Origin of the sequence: Yoonia vestfoldensis DSM 16212 (assembly GCF_000382265.1) — a bacterium.
GTDB lineage: Bacteria > Pseudomonadota > Alphaproteobacteria > Rhodobacterales > Rhodobacteraceae > Yoonia > Yoonia vestfoldensis.
Map to the genome: position 1 here is coordinate 43,889 of NZ_KB907986.1, position 16,990 is coordinate 60,878.

Sequence of the window (16,990 nt, forward strand, 5' to 3'; positions counted from 1 at the left end):
GCCCGCTGGCTGCTTCGCCACATTCATGACAGGCTGCCAAGAAAATACACAGGAGCGAGCACATGGGATATATTCTGGCACTGGACCAGGGCACGACATCCAGCCGGGCAATCGTCTTTGGCCCCGACATGAAGATCGCCGCCACCGCACAGGAAGAATTCCCGCAGCATTACCCTGCATCCGGCTGGGTCGAACATGACCCCTCCGATCTGTGGGCCTCGACGGCGGCGACGGCGCGGGCCGCCATCGAAAAGGCGGGCCTGAACGCGCGCGACATCGCCGCGATCGGCATCACCAACCAGCGCGAAACGACGATCGTCTGGGACCGCAAGACCGGCAAACCGATCCATAACGCCATCGTCTGGCAGGACCGTCGCACCGCAGATTTCTGCGCCAAGCTGCGCAAGGACGGTCACGAGGACATGATCACGCGCCGCACCGGGCTGCTGGTCGATCCGTATTTCTCGGCCACCAAGGTGAAATACATCCTCGACAAGGTGGACGGTGCCCGTGACCGCGCGCGCAAGGGCGAACTGGCCTTCGGCACCGTGGACAGCTGGCTGATCTGGAACCTGACCGGCGGGCGCAGCCATGTGACCGACGCGACCAACGCCGCGCGCACGATGCTCTACGACATCCACAAGGGCCGGTGGAGCCGGACAATCTGCGACCTTTTCGATATTCCGCTGGACATGCTGCCGGACGTGCAGGATTGCGCCGCAGACTTCGGTATGACCCGCGCCGACCTGTTTGGTCATGAAATCCCGATCCTTGGTGTCGCGGGTGACCAGCAGGCCGCGACCATCGGGCAGGCCTGTTTCCAGCCCGGCATGGTCAAATCCACCTATGGAACCGGTTGTTTCGTGGTGCTGAACACGGGCGATACGGCGGTGACATCAACCAGCAAGCTGCTGACCACCATCGCCTATCAGCTGGACGGCAAACCGACCTATGCGCTGGAAGGGTCGATCTTCATCGCGGGCGCCGTCGTGCAATGGCTGCGCGACGGGATCAAGGTGATCCGCGCCGCACCCGAAACCCAGGGGCTTGCCGAAACGGCCGATCCTTCGCAAGACCTGATCCTTGTGCCTGCCTTCGTCGGGCTTGGCGCGCCTTATTGGGCGCCAGAGGCGCGCGGCGCGATCTTCGGCATGACTCGCAATTCCGGGCCTGCCGAATTCGCGCGCGCGGCTCTCGAATCCGTCGGCTACCAGACCCGCGACCTGCTGGAGGCAATGCAGGCCGACTGGGCCCGCGATGCCGCCCAGCCATCCTTGCGCGTCGATGGCGGGATGGCCGCGAACGATTATGCGATGCAGTTCCTGTCCGACATCATCGGTGCGCCGGTAGACCGCCCGCAGGTGCTTGAAACCACCGCGCTGGGTGCGGCATGGCTGGCGGGGATGCGCGCGGGCGTCTGGCCGGACATGGCCGAATTTGCCAAAGGCTGGGCCATCGACCGCCAGTTCACCGCTGAAATGGGCGCAGATGCACGCGACGCCCGCTATGCCCGCTGGGGGCGCGCGGTCAACGCCGTGCTGGCCGTGTGATGATCGCACCTTTCGGTTTCGCCACGGCCGGGACGCTCCGGTTTGGCCGTGGTGTCCTGTCAGAGGCGGCCCCCTTTGCCGCAAGGTTCGCGCGGGTGCTGCTGGTGCGGTCCGCATCGGTCACGGCGGCGGACAGGCTGGCACATGACCTGCGCCAGACAGGCGAGGTGCTGGATCTGGTCGTGAAAGGCGAACCAGACCTGCCAACCATCACTCGGCATCTGGCGCGCGTGCGGCCCTTCGCCCCCGATTGCGTGATCGCGGTCGGCGGTGGTGCTGTCATCGACCATGGCAAGGCGCTCGCCGCGCTGATCCCCGCCCCGCATGACGCGCTGCGCTATCTGGAGGTCGTGGGCGAGGGCAGGCCGCTGGACAAGGCCCCCCTGCCCCTGGTCGCGGTCCCGACCACGGCAGGAACCGGCACCGAAGTCACCCGCAACGCCGTGATCGGCGTGCCTGAGGCGGGCCGCAAAGTATCCTTGCGCGATCCACGGTTGTATCCGACGCTTGCGCTGGTCGATCCCGACCTGTGCCTGTCCTGTCCCAAGGGCGTAACGCTGGCATCAGGGCTTGACGCGATCACGCAGGTGATCGAACCCTTCATCAGCGCACGTGCCAATCCCGTGACCGATGCTTTGTGCCGCGATGCGATCCCGCGCGGTCTGGCCGCGCTGCACCAGATTCTCGATGACGCTGACACCAGCGCATGGGATGACATGGCCCTGACGAGTGTTTGCGGCGGACTAGCCCTGGCGAATGCCGGTCTGGGTGCCGTGCATGGATTTGCGGGGGTGATCGGCGGCCGGACAGGCGCGGCGCATGGCGCGATCTGCGGCACATTGCTGGTGCCGGTCCTGGAGGCCAATCTTGCCGCCTCTGACCATGACGGCGCTGCGCGCATCACTTGGGTGATCACGCGCATCGCGGATGAATTCGGCAGCCTGTCCGACTTTGAAAAATGGACCCGCAGTCACGGCCTGCCACGGCTGGAGACGCTGGGCCTCACGACTGCAAACCACGATCAGATCGCACGCGAAACCACGGCGTCGTCATCCTACAAGGCAAATCCGGCCGATCTGGACATGGCGGCCCTGCTGGGCATCCTCGCGCGCGGCTAGGTTTTCCCACCAACGCTTGCGTTTTCCGGCCCTGTGGGCGGTGACACGCTGCGCGGTTGGCCAGTGAGGCCGTGGCCATCTTTGCCTGATAAGCCGCCACTCCCGGACTTTGAATTGTGTGCGAATGACCACGCCCGCAGCCGGGCAATGTGGGCCTGCCGCCTTTCAACTGCCCCTGTAGGTCGAAAAACCGAAGGGCGAGACCAGAAGCGGCACATGATAATGCGACGCAGGGTCGTTGATGCCGAACCGGATCGGGATGTCGTCCAGAAAGCGCGGGTCGTCGCTGCGCGCGAAATACGCGCCAGCCTGAAACACCAGTTCATAGCGACCGACAGTGAAATCCGCGGCTGGCAGGATCGGGCCATCGGTGCGCCCGTCGGCATTCGTGACCTTCGTCGCCAGATGCACCCGCGCACCGCCGTCCAGACGGTAGAGATCGACATTCATGCCTGCGGCAGGGACGCCGTTTGCGGTATCAAGCACATGGGTCGTCAGAAATCCGGTCATCGTCGTCCTCGGGTTGCCTAAAATTGCGCGCGACAGGGGGCTGACATGCGATTCATGTCGGCGCGAAATCAACCGCTTGACGGCTCCGCGCCTTGCTGTCGCACCCCACTGACACGGTGGCTATACCTGCTATATGAGGGTCAACGATAGCGTAAAGGCGAAATAAAATGATGGAAACACTCCTTTTGTCCCGCATCCAGTTTGCGGCGAACATTTCATTCCACATCCTGTTTCCGACGATCACCATTGCGCTGGGCTGGCTGCTGCTGTTCTTCAAAATCCGTTACAACCAGACCGGTCAGGATCGTTGGATGGAAGCGTATCGCTTCTGGGTCAAGATCTTTGCGCTGTCCTTCGCAATGGGGGTGGTATCCGGCATCACCATGTCGTTCCAGTTCGGGACAAACTGGCCGGGCTTCATGGAAAAGGTCGGCAATATCGCGGGCCCCTTGCTGGCCTATGAGATCATGACCGCCTTCTTCCTTGAGGCGGTGTTCCTCGGCATCATGCTGTTCGGCTTCAGCCGCGTGCCCAACTGGGTGCATACAGGGGCGACGTTCCTTGTGGCCTTCGGCACGCTGATGTCGACTTTCTGGATCATCGTGCTGAATTCGTGGATGCACACGCCCCAGGGCTTCGAGATGCGTGACGGTGTCGCCCATGGGACCGACTGGTTCGCGATCATCTTCAACCCTTCGATGCCCTATCGCTTTACCCATATGGTGCTGGCCAGCTTCCTGACCGTCAGCTTTCTGGTCGCCGGTGTCAGCGCGTTCCGCTGGCTGATCGGCGGGCGGACCGAAGGTGTGCGTGTCGCGCTGAAAACCGCCGTCTTCACCGCTGCCCTGTTGATGCCGGTGCAGATCCTTGTCGGCGACATGCACGGGCTGAACACCAAGGAATTCCAGCCCGCCAAGGTCGCGGCGATGGAAGGGCATTGGGAAACCGGCGGCAACGTGCCCCTGATCCTGTTCGCCCTGCCCGACGAGGAAGCGCGCGAGAACCGGTTCGAAATCGGTATCCCGAACCTCGCGTCCTTCATCCTGACCCACACATGGGACGGTGAAGTGCAGGGCCTGAACGATTTTGTCGCCGAGGATGGCACCGTTCTGCACCCGCGCGTGGCACCCGTGTTCTGGTCGTTCCGCGTGATGATCGGCACCGGCATCGCGATGCTGCTGCTCAGCTGGACCGCCGCTGTGATGATGCTGCGGCGCAAGCGCGGGGTCGAAGGCCTGCCCAAGCCGATGCTTTACGCCTTTGTCGGGATGAGCTTCAGCGGCTGGATCGCGACACTTGCGGGCTGGTACACGACCGAGATCGGCCGCCAGCCGTGGCTGGTGCAGGGCGTAATGTCGACGGCAGAGGCCGTGGCGGATGTGCCCGCGCCGATGGTTCTGTCAACGCTGATCGCGTATCTCGTGGTCTATGCCCTTTTGTTGGTGGCCTACATCTATGTCATCTTCTATCTGGCGCGCAAAATGTCGCGCGGCGAAGAGATCGGCACACGGATCGCACCGGCCCCTGCGGCGGTGCCCAAAGCCATGCCGGCGGAGTAACTGATATGAATACCTTTGGTGATCCCACGATCTGGCTACCATTCGTCTTTGCGGGGCTCATGGGCCTGTCGATCGTGATCTACGTGGTGCTGGACGGTTTCGACCTTGGCGTGGGCGTCCTTTTCCCGTTCGCCACCGAGGACGAAAAAGACCGCATGATCGCGTCGATCGGCCCGTTCTGGGACGCGAACGAGACGTGGCTGGTGCTGGCGGTCGGGCTGTTGCTGGTGGCCTTTCCGGCAGCACATGGCGCGATCCTGACCGCGCTTTACCTGCCGGTCGCGATCATGCTGGTGGGGTTGATCCTGCGCGGCGTCGCCTTCGAGTTCCGCGCCAAGGCCCCCGCGCCGCACAAACGGCTCTGGAACAACGCGTTCTTTGCAGGCTCGCTGATGACGTCACTGTCGCAGGGGTTCATGCTTGGCATGTATATCATGGGGCTGGAATGGACGCTGCCACATGCGGCCTTTGGGATGCTGACGGCGGTGTTCCTGACCGTGGGCTACAGTTTTATCGGGGCGACATGGGTGATCCACAAGACCGACGGGGACTTGCAGGCCAAATCCGTGGACTGGGCCAAGGGCGGTATCTGGGGGCTGATGCTGGGCATCGGGCTTGTGTCGATGGCGACGCCGCTGGTCAGCACGCGGATCTTTGACAAATGGTTCAGCTGGCCCGAGGCGCTGTTGCTATCGCCATTGCCGATCGTCTCGGCGCTGCTGGTATTCGGCCTGTGGTGGATGCTGCGCCGGATGCCGTTCACCAATGACCGGCTGTCGTGGTTGCCATTCGCGGCCGCCTCCTCGCTCTGGGTGATGGCGTTCATCGGGATGGCCTACAGCTTTTATCCCTATGTGGTCCCCGAACGGTTGACGATCTACGAGGCCGCCAGCGCGCCCGAAAGCCTGTTCATCATCCTGATCGGCACGCTCTTCGTGCTGCCCACGATCCTGGCGTATACGGTGCTGGCCTATACGGTGTTCCGCGGCAAGGCGACGGAACTGCGCTACGACTGATGCAGAGCGGATCATGATCCACCTGACGGGGGGTGAAATCGGGCAGAATCGGTTTGACACCCCCCCGCCCTTTGCGTAATCGGACGCACAAGGTTCGGCGCGGTAGCTCAGTTGGTTAGAGCGATCGACTCATAATCGATAGGTCGGGAGTTCAAGTCTCCCCCACGCCACCACAACCCTTTCCACTGCCTCAAAACCCCATTAGCTTGCGGCCAAGACTGCACGAAAGGCCGCCCCATGTCCGTCATCGACCAGATCGCCGCAGCCATCGGCGCGGATCGCATCCTGACCGGCAAGGACGCCGCCCCCTACGGCGCGGACTGGACAGGGGCCTATACATCCACCCCTCTCGCCGTGCTGCGGCCCATGTCCACCACCGAAGTCGCGGCCATCATGCGCATCGCCCATGCGACGCGCACGCCGGTTGTGCCCTGTTCCGGCAGGACAGGGCTGACGGGGGCCACGATGGCCGATCGCGCGCTGATGCTGTCGGTCGAACGGCTGAACAAGATCACCGAGATCAATGCCACCGGCCGCACCGCCACTGTCGGCGCTGGCGTGATCCTGTCGAACCTGCACGATGCGGCGGCCAAGCATGACCTGATCTTTCCGCTCACCTTGGGCGCGCGCGGGTCCGCGATGATCGGCGGCTTGCTGTCCACCAATGCGGGCGGGTCCAATGTCGTGCGCTACGGCAGCACACGCGGCCTGTGTCTGGGACTGGAGGTCGTGATGGCCGACGGGCGCGTGATGAATCTGATGAGCGCGCTGCACAAGGACAATTCCGGCCTTGATCTGCGCAATCTGATGATCGGGGCCGAAGGCACGCTGGGTGTCATCACCGCCGCCGTTTTGAAACTGCTGCCGAAGCCGCAGGCCTATGCGACGGCGATGGTCGCGCTGCCGTCGCTGGCCGATGCACTGGCGCTGCTGCACCGCTTGCAGGACGAAACCGGCGGCGGGGTCGAGGCATTCGAATACATGCCGCGCAGCTATATGGCCAAGCACCGGCAGATGTTCCCCGACATGCCACCGCCTTTCGCGCAGGACCACGATGTCAACATCATGATCGAGGTGGCCGCCACGACGGCCCGCGACGCGCAAACAGGCGCCGATGGCCAATTGCCCGTTGTCACCCTGCTGGAGGATGTGCTGTCCCAGATGCTCGACGACGGCACGTTGCTCGACGCCGTGATCGCACAGAACGAAACGCAGCGCCGCGACATCTGGAAACGCCGCGAAGACGCGGGCCATGTCGCGTTCTTCGGCGGCCATTTCGTGAATACTGACATCGCCTTGCCTCTGGACAAGGTGGCGGCATTCGAGACGGCGCTGACACCCCGCCTGCGCGCCATCGACCCCGATGTGGAAGAGGTCATGGTCGCCCATCTGGGCGATGGCAACATCCACCATACCAGCTATGTCAGCCGCAACGATCCCGACGCGATGGCCGCCTTGGTCGAAGCGGTCGAGGATGTCGTGCAGGAACTGGGCGGGTCGTTCAGCGCCGAACACGGGATCGGCGTGTCAAAGCTGGACACGATGAAGCGGCGCAAGGACCCCGTGGCGCTGGACGCGATGCGCGCGATCAAGGTGGCACTTGACCCGCACAATATCCTGAACCCCGGCAAGGTGATCCCGCCCGCCTGAACCCCATGAAGGGCGACCGATGATCAAGCTTTTGTTCGCTAGACTCTTGCAGGTGCGTCAGAACTACTGGTTCTGGCCCAGCATGATGACCTGCGTCGCGGTCGTCCTGGGGATATTGATGCCGATCCTTGACAGGCGTCTGGGCGCTGTCTGGCTGCAAGATGTGGCCTTTGCTCCCATCGCCGATGTCGATGGCGCACGGGCGGTCCTGACCACGCTTGCCGCGTCCTCGCTCGGGGTGGCGGGTGTCGCGTTTTCGGTGACGATGGTCGCCGTGTCCTTTGCCAGCGCCAATTACGGGCCACGGCTGATTAGCAATTTCATGGCCAATCGCCAGAATCAGGTCGTGCTGGGCGTGTTCGTCGCGACCTTCGCCTATAGCATGGTCGTGCTCAGCACGGTGAACGACGACACCTCCCTGCCCGATCTGACGCTGGACGCCTTCGTGCCGCAGATCGCGATCCTGTTCGCGCTGGTGCTGACGCTGGCCGCCGTGGGTGCGCTGATTTTCTACATCCACCACATCCCCGAATCGATCAACATCATGAACCTGCTGTCCGAGATCGGCGGCAAACTGGAACGCGCCGTCATCGCGATGCTGGACGCCGAACAACGCTCCATTCACAAAAAGCCCATCGATCTGGTACCGGTGCCCGAAGGCCCGGATGCGCCCGGCAGTCACGTCACCGCCGATTGCGCCGGGTTCCTGCAGCATGTGAATTACAAAGGCCTGGTCGAGATTGCCGAGACCAACGACATTCAGGTCACGCTGCACCGCGCGCCGGGGGATTTTCTGGTGCCGGGCGATCTGGTCCTGTCAGCGCGTCCATCGGGGCGCTGCGGCGACCGGGCGGTCGGCCAGATGCGCAATTGCTACACCAGCGGGGCGAACCGGACGGAACATCAGGACATATTGTTCCTGTCCGACCAGTTGGTCGAGGTTTGCGGGCGCGCGCTGTCTCCCGGCGTGAACGATCCGATGACAGCGATGCTGTGCCTGAACTGGCTCAAACCGGGCCTTGTTGCCTTTGCACAGCGACCGGCAGCCCAACAGGCGGACCCGTCGGACCCCGTGATCTATCGGCGGATGACGTTCAAGGACATGCTGGACCAATCTTTCGACGGGATGCGCCAATATGTGGCGACCGACCACAGCGTAACTTTGCGCGGATTGGAGATGCTGGCCGATATCGCCGTGGCTGCTGGCAAAGACGATGTCACCGCCGACTGCAAGCGACAGGCGCAACTTTTGGGGGCGTCGGCGATCGCTGTGCAGCACGACCCCAGCGCGCGGGCCGACATCGCGCGCGCCCTCGGTGCAACGTTGCAGCGCATGGCAGGCTGATCCGCCCTTGGCCGCAGCTTCGGGGCTTAAACCTCGCGCGCGGTCGGGTCTGGAATGGCACTTGGGACGTTGTCGAGCTTGGTCTCGTCCCAGCCTTTGTCCTGCCGCTTGATCCGGCGTGAAATCGCATAGCTGATCGGCCAAGCGATCACGAACCCGATCGCGGTAGCCACACCGATCGCCAGCCAAGAATACCAGCCCAGCGTCATCACGGCGACAACCAGCGCGCCCGTCGTGACGCTGCCGACCATGAATGTCAGGTAGATGCTCAGGCGATCCATAACGTATCCTTTCACGTTGAAAAGATAACGTCCGAACGCGTCGCAGGTTCCATAGCCCTATTTGTGGTCGAAGAACCCCGGGCCTGCCTGTTCCAGCAGCTTGACCGCCATTTCGCGCCCCATAGCTACGCCATCCGCAATCGCGCCGGTCATGTCGTCGATCAGAACCTGCGACCCGTCCGTGCGCAGGATTTCCCCGCGCAGGCGCAGGCTATCGCCATCAAGGTCGGCAAGGCCGCCGATCGGCGTTTCGCAAGACCCGTCCAGATGCGCCAGAAAGCTGCGTTCAGCCGCAAGGCGCTGGCCGGTGGGGCCGTGGTGGATCGCCTCCAGCATCGCGGCGGCGCGGGTGTCATCGGCGCGCCGTTCGATCCCGATGGCCCCTTGGGCGATGGCGGGCAGCATGTCCTCTGGCGCGATCGGGGTGCGCGGCACATCGGTCATGTTCAGCCGGTTCAAGCCTGCCATGGCCAGAAACGTGGCCCCGGCCACGCCATTGCCCAGCTTCATCAGGCGGGTCTGTACGTTGCCACGGAATTCCACGATGTTCAGGTCGGGCCGCCGCACCAGCAGTTGCGACCGCCGCCGCAAGGACGATGTGCCGACCGTGGCCCCCTGTTCGAGATCGTCGAATCCCTTGGCCGTCAGCGACACAAACGCATCGCGCACATCCTCGCGTGGCAGATAGGTATCCAGCAGCAGACCGCCCGGTTGTTCGACCGGCATGTCCTTCATCGAATGGACAGCGATGTCGATGGACCCGTCCAGCAGCGCCTCTTCGATTTCGCGGGTGAACAGGCCCTTGCCGCCGATATCCTTCAAGGCGCGGTCCTGAATCGCATCGCCCATGACCTTGATCACGACGATGGCAAAAGCGTCTTCGGGCAGATCGAAGGCCGCCATCAGCCTTGCGCGCGTCTCATGCGCCTGCGCAAGCGCAAGCGGCGATCCACGGGTTCCGATGTTGAAAGGCGAGGCGGGTGTGGGCAAAGCAATGTTCATGGCGCGATTGTTAGACGTGTCAATCTGGCCTGACAACTGCCTTGACAACATGTTCCGCAATTGGGACGACAGACGGGTTAAAAAAGGACAGACCATGGCGCAGCAAAAGACCATCCTGAGGGCCCTTGCGGGCGAAACGCTTTCCACGCCGCCCATCTGGATGATGCGGCAGGCGGGGCGTTACCTGCCCGAATATCGCGCGACGCGCGAACAGGCGGGGGATTTCCTGTCGCTGTGCTACAACCCTGAACTGGCGGCGGAAGTCACGCTGCAACCGATCCGCCGCTACGGGTTCGACGCGGCGATTCTGTTTGCCGATATCCTGCTGTTGCCGCAGGCTTTGGGGGCGGATCTGTGGTTCGTCACCGGCGAAGGCCCGCGCCTGTCCACCATCACCACGCCCGATGAACTGGGCCGGCTGAAGCCGGTCGAAGAAATCCACGACACGCTGAACCCCGTCTATGAGACAGTGAAGATCCTGTCGCAAGAGCTGCCCAAGGAGACCACGCTGATCGGTTTCGCAGGTGCGCCTTGGACGGTCGCCACCTATATGATCGCGGGCAAAGGCACGCCGGACCAGGGACCCGCCCATGCGCTCAAGGCTGAAAACCGGCCCGTTTTCGAAGGAATCATGCACCGTTTGACCGAAGGCACCATCGCCTATCTGTCCAAACAGATCGAATCGGGGGCGGAATGCGTCAAGCTGTTCGACAGCTGGGCCGGGTCGCTTGAAGGCGACGATTTCACCGAGTTTTCGATCAAACCGATGCAGCGGATCACCGCAGCCCTCAAGCAAATGCACCCCGGCATCCCCGTCATTGCCTTTCCGCGCGGGGCGGGCACGAAATACGCAGGCGTGCATGCCGCGACGGGGGCCGATTGCGTTGCCGTCGACGATGGTGTCGATGCCGCATGGGTCGCAGAGCATGTCCAGAAAGACGGTTGCGTGCAGGGCAATCTGGCGTCCTCACATATGGTGACGGGCGGTCAAGGGCTGGTCGATGAAACCCGCCGCATCTGCGACGCCTTGTCGGGTGGCGCGCATATCTTCAACCTTGGCCACGGCATCACGCCAGAGGCGGACCCCGCCAATGTGCAACTGATGATCGACACAGTACGCGGGGCCTGAAAGGACAACCATCATGCGCCTGCCGCTGACCCTTCGCCTGATCTTTCACGGTCTGCGTGGGGTCATGCTGGCGCTGACCATCACGCTTTTGGGATGGGTCACGCTGGTGCCTGCAACCGCCGCAGAGCGCGCCGCGCTGAACGCACCGCTCGGGGCCACGTCACCCGATGGGCTGCTGGAATTGCGGATCGCGCGGGCGATGATCCATTTCGCACCCGAACGATCCGCACAGATGCTGAGCCGCGCCAGCAACGGCGAAATCTCGCCAGAGCTGGCTGAAATGATCCTGCGCGACATCGCATTTGGCACGCAGGACGTCCCCAGTAGCGCTACCCCGCCAGAACGGCAAACCGGCGGGGCACGTTTCGTTACTGTCGACTAGACCCATTTCGCAAGCGGCGGCAGGCTCATCAGCACGGCATTGGCGTCATGGCCCGTGGTCAGTCCGAACTTGGTGCCCCGGTCATAGACAAGGTTGTATTCCGCATAAAGCCCGCGGTGAATCAGCTGGATATCCTTGTCAGCGTCGTTCCACGGCGTATCGCGGCGCTTTTCGACCAATGGCACATAGGCAGGCAGGAAGGCGCGGCCGATATCCTGCGTCACGGTGAAATCAGCCTCCCAATCGCCGGTGCAGTAATCATCCATGAAGATACCCCCCACACCCCGCGCGCGGTTGCGGTGGGGGATGTAGAAATACTCGTCCGCCCATGCCTTCAACTTTGGGTAGTGATCCAGCCCGTGCGGGTCGAGATGCGCCTTTTGCGCGGCGTGGAAATGGGCGGTATCCTCGGCATATTCGATGCAGGGATTCAGGTCGGACCCGCCGCCGAACCACCAGGCATGCGGGGTCCAGAACATGCGCGTGTTCATATGGACCGCGGGCGCATGGGGGTTCTGCATATGCGCCACCAGCGAAATGCCGGAGGCCCAGAACCGCGGATCATCGGCCATGCCGGGCACACCGCGTGCGGCCATCGCGCGCTGCGCGGCATCGCCCAACTGGCCATAGACGGTCGAGATATTGACCCCCACCTTTTCGAACACCCGCCCCCCGCGCATCACCGACATCAGCCCGCCGCCTGCATCGGACCCGTCATCGGAATGACGCGCTGTCTCGGTCACCTCGAACCGGCCTGTGGGGGTGTCGCCTCGATGGCTGTCCTCCAGCGCCTCGAACGCTGCGACGATGTCGTCGCGCAAGGTGCGGAACCATGCCGATGCCTTGGCTTTTTGTGCTGCGAATTCTTCTGCCATGTGACGACTTAGCCCCTGATATTGTATAGCGATGCGTGATACTGTGACGGTACCATACCGAACACGATCCGATGTTCCAGATCAAAACCGGAGAAGATGATGCGCCCTGCCCTGATGATCCTGCCGCTTCTGGCACTGGCGGCCTGCGCGACGCCGCGCGAACAATGTATCGGGCAGGCGACGCGTGATCTGCGCGTGCTCAACAGCCTGATCACTGAGACGCAAGGCAACCTTGCGCGCGGGTATGCGATCGAGCAACAGCAGGAAGTCCGCACCGTGCGCCAGACCTGTCGCGGCGAAAACAGCGACGGCACGACCTTTCGCTATCGGTGCGATGACACGCAGACGTATACGACGAACCGCCCTGTCGCGATTGATCTGAACGTCGAACGCGCCAAGCTCAATTCTCTGATCGAACGGCGCAATCAGCAGCAGGCGACGGCGGATCAGGCGGTGCTGCAATGCATTGCCACACACCCTGAATGATCAATGCGCCGACACGCAGGCCGGGTCGATCAGGGTCCGGCCGCCGTCCACGGTGATGATCTGGCCGGTCACGAAACCGGCCGCGTCCGACGCCAGATATTGCACGGCATCCGACACCTCGCCCGGGCTTGCGATGCGGTGCAACGGCGTGTTTTCGAGAATCGCATCGCGCATGTCGTCGTCGTCTTTCAGCGAACCTTTCAGGCTCGCGCTCATCACGCTGCCAAATGCAACGGCATTGACCCGGATGCCATGGGGCGCAAAAGCCACCGCAAGCGACCGCGTCAACTGGTCCAATGCGGCAGAACTGACCGAATAGGCCAAAAGATCCGCATGGGTGCGGCGTGATGCGATCGACGAGATATTCACGATTGACCCGATCGCCGCACCGCCGCCCTTGCCCGCCTGCTTGATCATCCGCCGCGCCACAGCCTGAGAAACGCGCATCGCGGTCAGCATGTTCTGCTGCAACAATTCATCCATCGACGTATCGTCAGGATCAAGCGGATCGGTCGTCATCACTTGGCGCGACGCATTCACCAGAATGTCGACCCGCTCGAACGCGTCGATGGTCGTTGACAGCAGGTTGGTGATCGTCAGCTTCTTGCGCAGGTCGCCCGCGAAAAGCCGGATGTTCGGTTCCTTGTCGGCTTCTTCACCCATCTGGGCGCGCAATGTCTTTTCGTCCATGTCGGCAAAGACGACATTGGCCCCGCCCTCGGCGAAATGCCGCGCGATGGCGAGACCGACACCATTTGCCGCCCCCGTGACGATCGCGGTCTTGCCGCTGATGGAAAAGGACATGCGGTGGCTCCCCTGCGCGGTCAGCGTATCGGTTTGGTGGCGTGGAACAGTTTGAACGCGTTGTTGCCGCCGATTATGTCGACATTGCGGAAACTTTCCGACATCGCCTGTTCATAAGGCAAGTGCCGGTTTGCGACCATCCAGAGCTTGCCATGCGGCGCAAGCAGGCGGGACGCCGCTTGGATAAAAGCGCGGCCCAGCCCCGCATCGGCGGCGCGCCCGGTGTGAAACGGCGGGTTCATGACGATCCCGTCATAGGCTTTTTCAGGGTTGAACCGCAGCGCATCGGCCCAATGGAAACGCGCGCGCGGGTCGGTCACGTTCAACCGCGCGCAATCCAGCGACAGCGCCTCGGCCTCGATCAGATCGAGCGATGCAACCGTGTCCCGCGCCAGCACCGCCTGCGCCAGATAACCCCAACCCGCGCCCAAATCGGCCATGCGTGCGGGCAGTTTCGGCGGCAACGCATCGGCCAGCAGCGCAGAGCCTGCATCGACCGCGCCATCGGAAAACACGCCAGCAGTGGTGAAAAATCCGTGCGGCCCTTGCACCGGCCCGGTGGTGGCCCAATCGGCCAAGGCCGTCGTCGCAGGAAACCAGAACAACCGCCCATGTCCTTTGGTGATCGAGGGCAGATCGCCAAGACGGGCGCGACAAGCCTTGAACAGGCTGTCCACGCCATCCGTGCGCTGGCCATCGACGACGACCAGATCGGCTTTGGCGCAGGCTTCGGCAATCATCGCCTGCGCCAGCGCCTTGGCGCGCGGCACAACGACGATGGCGGTTCCGCAGGGCGGCAGGTCTTGGGTGACGGTATGGCCCGCAATCTGCCAGTCGGCCACATCGGGGAAATAGCCATGCGTGATCCGCAGCGCATCGCGCGGCAGGTCCGACAGGTCATAGGTGGCGGATGGGCGCATCAGGCCGATATCGCCCGCGCGCAAAACCAGAAGGCCGTCTTGGATGGCCGTGCTGAGGCGTGACTGTGGCATATCTGTTACGAATAACGCGGGCGCGCTATTCTTTCTCCATCGTGCATTGCAGAGGATGCTGGTGGCGCTGTGCAAAATCCATGACCTGCGCGACCTTCGTCTCGGCGATCTCGTGGCTGAAGACGCCGACGACAGCGACGCCTTTCTTGTGAACCGTCAGCATCAGCTCGAACGCTTGGGCATGCGACAGGCCAAAGAACCGTTCCAGCACATGCACGACGAATTCCATCGGGGTGAAGTCGTCGTTCAGGATCAACACCTTGTACATCGGCGGGCGCTTGGTCTTTGGCTTTGTCTCCAGCGTGACGCCAAGATCGCCGTCGTCACGGTCGGTCTTGTCGGCCATCATGTGGAACGGTTTATGCATAAAAGGTCCTGTCATCCTGTGCCTACATATAAACCATGCCCGCCCAGAGAAAAGGGGTCGCGTCAGAAAGAGGAAACCCGCCAATCGCCGATCTAGCGGCTTGGCCGCGCCGATCTACCACATGTTTGAAATTCGCCTGATGATCACCCGCAAAGTGTTTGAAATTAGGGTGTTTTCGGCAAAGCAAAGTTGTGCTAGCGTTTCCCGATAATAATAAGGTCACCGGAAAAATCCGGGGCCAGAGGCAGCAAGAGGCAAACGACATGGCACGTCGTCCGGGACAGTTGGCCCATTACGGGCTTTATATCTGCGTTCTGATTTTCGTTCTGGTATCCGCACCGATCCGCGGAATGGCTGCGCCTTATGCGGCGCTGGTGATGGACGCGCGTACGGGCGAGGTGCTGCATGCGCAGAATGCCGATACAAGGCTGCACCCGGCCTCGCTGACCAAGATGATGACGCTTTACGTCGCGTTTCAGGCGATCGAGCGGGGCGAAATCTCGCTCGATACCGAGGTGACGATCACCGCGCAGGCCGCCAACGAGCCGCCATCGAAACTGGGGCTGCGCGCTGGTCAGCGCATCCGCCTGCGATATCTGATCCGCGCGGCGGCCGTGCGGTCGGCCAATGACGCGGCCACTGCCATCGGCATCGCGATTTCGGGGTCCGAAGAGGCTTTTGCCACGCGCATGAACCGGACCGCCGCCGCGATGGGCATGTCCAACACCACATTTCGCAATGCCCATGGGTTGACCCAGTCGGGACATATGTCGACGGCGCGTGACATGTCGGTGCTTGGCCGCCATGTGATCTATGACTTTCCGCAGTATTATAACCTCTTTTCGCGCCGCACCGCCGATGCCGGCGTCGCCACCGTGCAGCATACCAACCGCCGCTGGCTTGACAGCTATCCGGGCGGTGACGGGATCAAGACCGGCTTTACCAATGCCGCCGGTTTCACGCTTGTCGCTTCGGCGCAGCGTGGTGATCAGCGCATCATCGCGACCGTCTTTGGCGGCACCTCCACGGCGGGCCGCAATGCACGGATCACCGAATTGATGGATATGGGCTTCAGCATGGCACCGAGCCGCGCCAACGTGAACCGTCCGACACCGCCCGGCGCGATGGCAGAGGCGCCGGTGGCACCTGGTGCAAACCAGACCGTCGCGGCCGCCGACAGCGTGCGCGGCACGGCCGGCAAGACAATTCGCGTCAATGGCCTGGTGACCCGCAGCTATCGCCCCGTCAGCCGCCCCGCGCCAGAGGCGCCGGCACCCGATCTGCTGCTGTCCGCCGCACCCGAGGCGGATACGGCGGTCGTGGTTGCGGCTGCGCCCGAACCTGCCGTCGAGGTCGACGTCGCAACGCTCGTCGATCAGGACGTGATCAATGCCGTGCTGGCAGATGCGGTCAACGCCGCGCTGATGGATGTGCTGGCCGAGGAAACGGCGGCACCCGTACAGGTTGCCGAAGCCGCACCTGCCGTCACACCGCAACCCCGCCCAAAGCCCCCTGCGCAGGTGCAGATGGCGGCGATCGCGGCGGCCCCGATTGCGCCTCCGGTCGAGGATTTCGCGCCTGCCGAACCAGAGGTCGTGACCCGCGTGTCCACCTCGGGCGGGCGGCATTGGGGCGTCAATGTGGGCCGCTATCCCAGCCGGTTCGACGCCGAACGTGTCCTGTTGCAGGTCGCCCTGAACGAGATGAGCACGCTTGACGGGTCGCTCCGCCGCGTCGTGCAACGGTCAGGCGGGTTCGATGCCAATTTCATGGGGCTGACCCGCGAAGGCGCCGATCTGGCCTGTCGCCGGTTGCAGGCGCGCGGCACGACCTGTTTCATGATCGGGGCGGACGGGTAGATATCGACGCCACAAAAAGAACTTTCTGGCCTCCGGCGGGAGTATTTCTGGAAAAAAGAAGTGGG

17 protein-coding genes and 1 tRNA gene are annotated in these 16,990 nt (G+C 62.9%); 11 read left to right on the forward strand and 7 right to left on the reverse strand.

Features of this window, described 5'->3' with window-relative positions:
• Positions 1-62: 62 nt before the first annotated feature.
• Positions 63-1,550 carry a glycerol kinase GlpK gene (glpK, locus tag H147_RS0114110; RefSeq protein ID WP_019956031.1) on the forward strand — a complete coding sequence of 496 codons (1,488 nt, stop codon included), beginning with the start codon at positions 63-65 and terminating at the stop codon, positions 1,548-1,550.
• On the forward strand, positions 1,550-2,668 hold the full coding sequence (locus H147_RS0114115) for an iron-containing alcohol dehydrogenase (protein WP_019956032.1): 1,119 nt from the start codon (positions 1,550-1,552) through the stop codon (positions 2,666-2,668). Before glpK ends, H147_RS0114115 begins: the two co-directional genes overlap by 1 nt.
• Positions 2,669-2,833: 165 nt before the next feature.
• Here the strand turns inward: H147_RS0114115 and uraH are convergent, their stop codons facing one another.
• Positions 2,834-3,178 carry a hydroxyisourate hydrolase gene (gene uraH, locus H147_RS0114120; protein ID WP_019956033.1) on the reverse strand — a complete coding sequence of 115 codons (345 nt, stop codon included), beginning with the start codon at positions 3,176-3,178 and terminating at the stop codon, positions 2,834-2,836.
• A gap of 167 nt (positions 3,179-3,345) precedes the next feature.
• On the opposite strand from uraH, the gene H147_RS19810 reads away from it, so the two are divergent.
• The 5 genes from H147_RS19810 to H147_RS0114145 all read left to right on the forward strand — a co-directional run bounded on the left by H147_RS19810 (position 3,346) and on the right by H147_RS0114145 (position 8,748).
• On the forward strand, positions 3,346-4,737 hold the full coding sequence (locus H147_RS19810) for a cytochrome ubiquinol oxidase subunit I (RefSeq protein WP_019956034.1): 1,392 nt from the start codon (positions 3,346-3,348) through the stop codon (positions 4,735-4,737).
• Positions 4,738-4,742: 5 nt separating this feature from the next.
• Positions 4,743-5,753, forward strand: coding sequence for a cytochrome d ubiquinol oxidase subunit II (locus H147_RS0114130; protein WP_019956035.1), 1,011 nt, complete (start codon positions 4,743-4,745; stop codon positions 5,751-5,753).
• A gap of 96 nt (positions 5,754-5,849) precedes the next feature.
• Positions 5,850-5,926, forward strand: a tRNA-Met gene (locus tag H147_RS0114135).
• Positions 5,927-5,990: 64 nt separating this feature from the next.
• On the forward strand, positions 5,991-7,403 hold the full coding sequence (locus tag H147_RS0114140; protein WP_019956036.1) for an FAD-binding oxidoreductase: 1,413 nt from the start codon (positions 5,991-5,993) through the stop codon (positions 7,401-7,403).
• Between the two features lie 19 nt (positions 7,404-7,422).
• Positions 7,423-8,748, forward strand: coding sequence for a DUF2254 domain-containing protein (locus tag H147_RS0114145; protein WP_019956037.1), 1,326 nt, complete (start codon positions 7,423-7,425; stop codon positions 8,746-8,748).
• Between the two features lie 26 nt (positions 8,749-8,774).
• Here the strand turns inward: H147_RS0114145 and H147_RS0114150 are convergent, their stop codons facing one another.
• Together H147_RS0114150 and hemC are read right to left on the reverse strand one after the other, a co-directional pair.
• A complete protein-coding gene (locus H147_RS0114150) occupies positions 8,775-9,029 on the reverse strand; it encodes a hypothetical protein (RefSeq protein WP_019956038.1) in 255 nt (84 codons plus the stop codon).
• 57 nt (positions 9,030-9,086) lie between these two features.
• Positions 9,087-10,031, reverse strand: a complete 945-nt coding sequence (gene hemC, locus H147_RS0114155; protein ID WP_019956039.1) for a hydroxymethylbilane synthase — start codon at positions 10,029-10,031, stop codon at positions 9,087-9,089.
• Between the two features lie 94 nt (positions 10,032-10,125).
• Here hemC and hemE point away from each other — a divergent pair, with 94 nt between their 5' ends.
• Together hemE and H147_RS0114165 are read left to right on the forward strand one after the other, a co-directional pair.
• On the forward strand, positions 10,126-11,160 hold the full coding sequence (gene hemE / locus H147_RS0114160; RefSeq protein WP_026352545.1) for a uroporphyrinogen decarboxylase: 1,035 nt from the start codon (positions 10,126-10,128) through the stop codon (positions 11,158-11,160).
• 13 nt (positions 11,161-11,173) lie between these two features.
• On the forward strand, positions 11,174-11,542 hold the full coding sequence (locus tag H147_RS0114165; RefSeq protein WP_019956041.1) for a hypothetical protein: 369 nt from the start codon (positions 11,174-11,176) through the stop codon (positions 11,540-11,542).
• Here H147_RS0114165 and hemF read toward each other — a convergent pair.
• The gene (gene hemF, locus H147_RS0114170) at positions 11,539-12,417 is read right to left on the reverse strand and encodes an oxygen-dependent coproporphyrinogen oxidase (protein WP_019956042.1); all 879 of its coding nucleotides are present in this window, start codon (positions 12,415-12,417) and stop codon (positions 11,539-11,541) included. The genes H147_RS0114165 and hemF overlap by 4 nt on opposite strands.
• Before the next feature lie 96 nt (positions 12,418-12,513).
• Here hemF and H147_RS0114175 point away from each other — a divergent pair, with 96 nt between their 5' ends.
• Complete coding sequence (locus tag H147_RS0114175; RefSeq protein WP_019956043.1) at positions 12,514-12,903, forward strand: hypothetical protein; 390 nt, start codon at positions 12,514-12,516, stop codon at positions 12,901-12,903.
• Here the strand turns inward: H147_RS0114175 and H147_RS0114180 are convergent, their stop codons facing one another.
• Genes H147_RS0114180 through clpS form a run of 3 tightly spaced genes read right to left on the reverse strand, consistent with a single transcriptional unit; the run spans position 12,904 to position 15,081 of the window.
• The gene (locus H147_RS0114180) at positions 12,904-13,707 is read right to left on the reverse strand and encodes an SDR family NAD(P)-dependent oxidoreductase (protein WP_019956044.1); all 804 of its coding nucleotides are present in this window, start codon (positions 13,705-13,707) and stop codon (positions 12,904-12,906) included. It lies immediately after the preceding gene.
• 20 nt (positions 13,708-13,727) lie between these two features.
• Entirely contained in the window at positions 13,728-14,699 is a 972-nt protein-coding gene (locus H147_RS0114185) for a class I SAM-dependent methyltransferase (RefSeq protein WP_019956045.1), read from the reverse strand.
• Between the two features lie 25 nt (positions 14,700-14,724).
• Positions 14,725-15,081 (reverse strand): ATP-dependent Clp protease adapter ClpS, encoded by a 357-nt coding sequence (gene clpS, locus H147_RS0114190; RefSeq protein ID WP_019956046.1) that lies wholly within the window; start codon positions 15,079-15,081, stop codon positions 14,725-14,727.
• Between the two features lie 248 nt (positions 15,082-15,329).
• Between clpS and H147_RS0114195 the strand changes: the two genes are divergently transcribed.
• On the forward strand, positions 15,330-16,925 hold the full coding sequence (locus H147_RS0114195) for a D-alanyl-D-alanine carboxypeptidase family protein (RefSeq protein ID WP_026352548.1): 1,596 nt from the start codon (positions 15,330-15,332) through the stop codon (positions 16,923-16,925).
• Positions 16,926-16,990: the final 65 nt, after the last annotated feature.

Coding starts and splice junctions, on each gene's coding strand:
- glpK (WP_019956031.1), top strand. CDS start 63: ATGGGATATATTCTGGCACTGGACCAGGGCACGACATCCAGCCGGGCA.
- H147_RS0114115 (WP_019956032.1), top strand. CDS start 1,550: ATGATCGCACCTTTCGGTTTCGCCACGGCCGGGACGCTCCGGTTTGGC.
- uraH (WP_019956033.1), bottom strand. CDS start 3,178: ATGACCGGATTTCTGACGACCCATGTGCTTGATACCGCAAACGGCGTC.
- H147_RS19810 (WP_019956034.1), top strand. CDS start 3,346: ATGATGGAAACACTCCTTTTGTCCCGCATCCAGTTTGCGGCGAACATT.
- H147_RS0114130 (WP_019956035.1), top strand. CDS start 4,743: ATGAATACCTTTGGTGATCCCACGATCTGGCTACCATTCGTCTTTGCG.
- H147_RS0114140 (WP_019956036.1), top strand. CDS start 5,991: ATGTCCGTCATCGACCAGATCGCCGCAGCCATCGGCGCGGATCGCATC.
- H147_RS0114145 (WP_019956037.1), top strand. CDS start 7,423: ATGATCAAGCTTTTGTTCGCTAGACTCTTGCAGGTGCGTCAGAACTAC.
- H147_RS0114150 (WP_019956038.1), bottom strand. CDS start 9,029: ATGGATCGCCTGAGCATCTACCTGACATTCATGGTCGGCAGCGTCACG.
- hemC (WP_019956039.1), bottom strand. CDS start 10,031: ATGAACATTGCTTTGCCCACACCCGCCTCGCCTTTCAACATCGGAACC.
- hemE (WP_026352545.1), top strand. CDS start 10,126: ATGGCGCAGCAAAAGACCATCCTGAGGGCCCTTGCGGGCGAAACGCTT.
- H147_RS0114165 (WP_019956041.1), top strand. CDS start 11,174: ATGCGCCTGCCGCTGACCCTTCGCCTGATCTTTCACGGTCTGCGTGGG.
- hemF (WP_019956042.1), bottom strand. CDS start 12,417: ATGGCAGAAGAATTCGCAGCACAAAAAGCCAAGGCATCGGCATGGTTC.
- H147_RS0114175 (WP_019956043.1), top strand. CDS start 12,514: ATGATGCGCCCTGCCCTGATGATCCTGCCGCTTCTGGCACTGGCGGCC.
- H147_RS0114180 (WP_019956044.1), bottom strand. CDS start 13,707: ATGTCCTTTTCCATCAGCGGCAAGACCGCGATCGTCACGGGGGCGGCA.
- H147_RS0114185 (WP_019956045.1), bottom strand. CDS start 14,699: ATGCCACAGTCACGCCTCAGCACGGCCATCCAAGACGGCCTTCTGGTT.
- clpS (WP_019956046.1), bottom strand. CDS start 15,081: ATGACAGGACCTTTTATGCATAAACCGTTCCACATGATGGCCGACAAG.
- H147_RS0114195 (WP_026352548.1), top strand. CDS start 15,330: ATGGCACGTCGTCCGGGACAGTTGGCCCATTACGGGCTTTATATCTGC.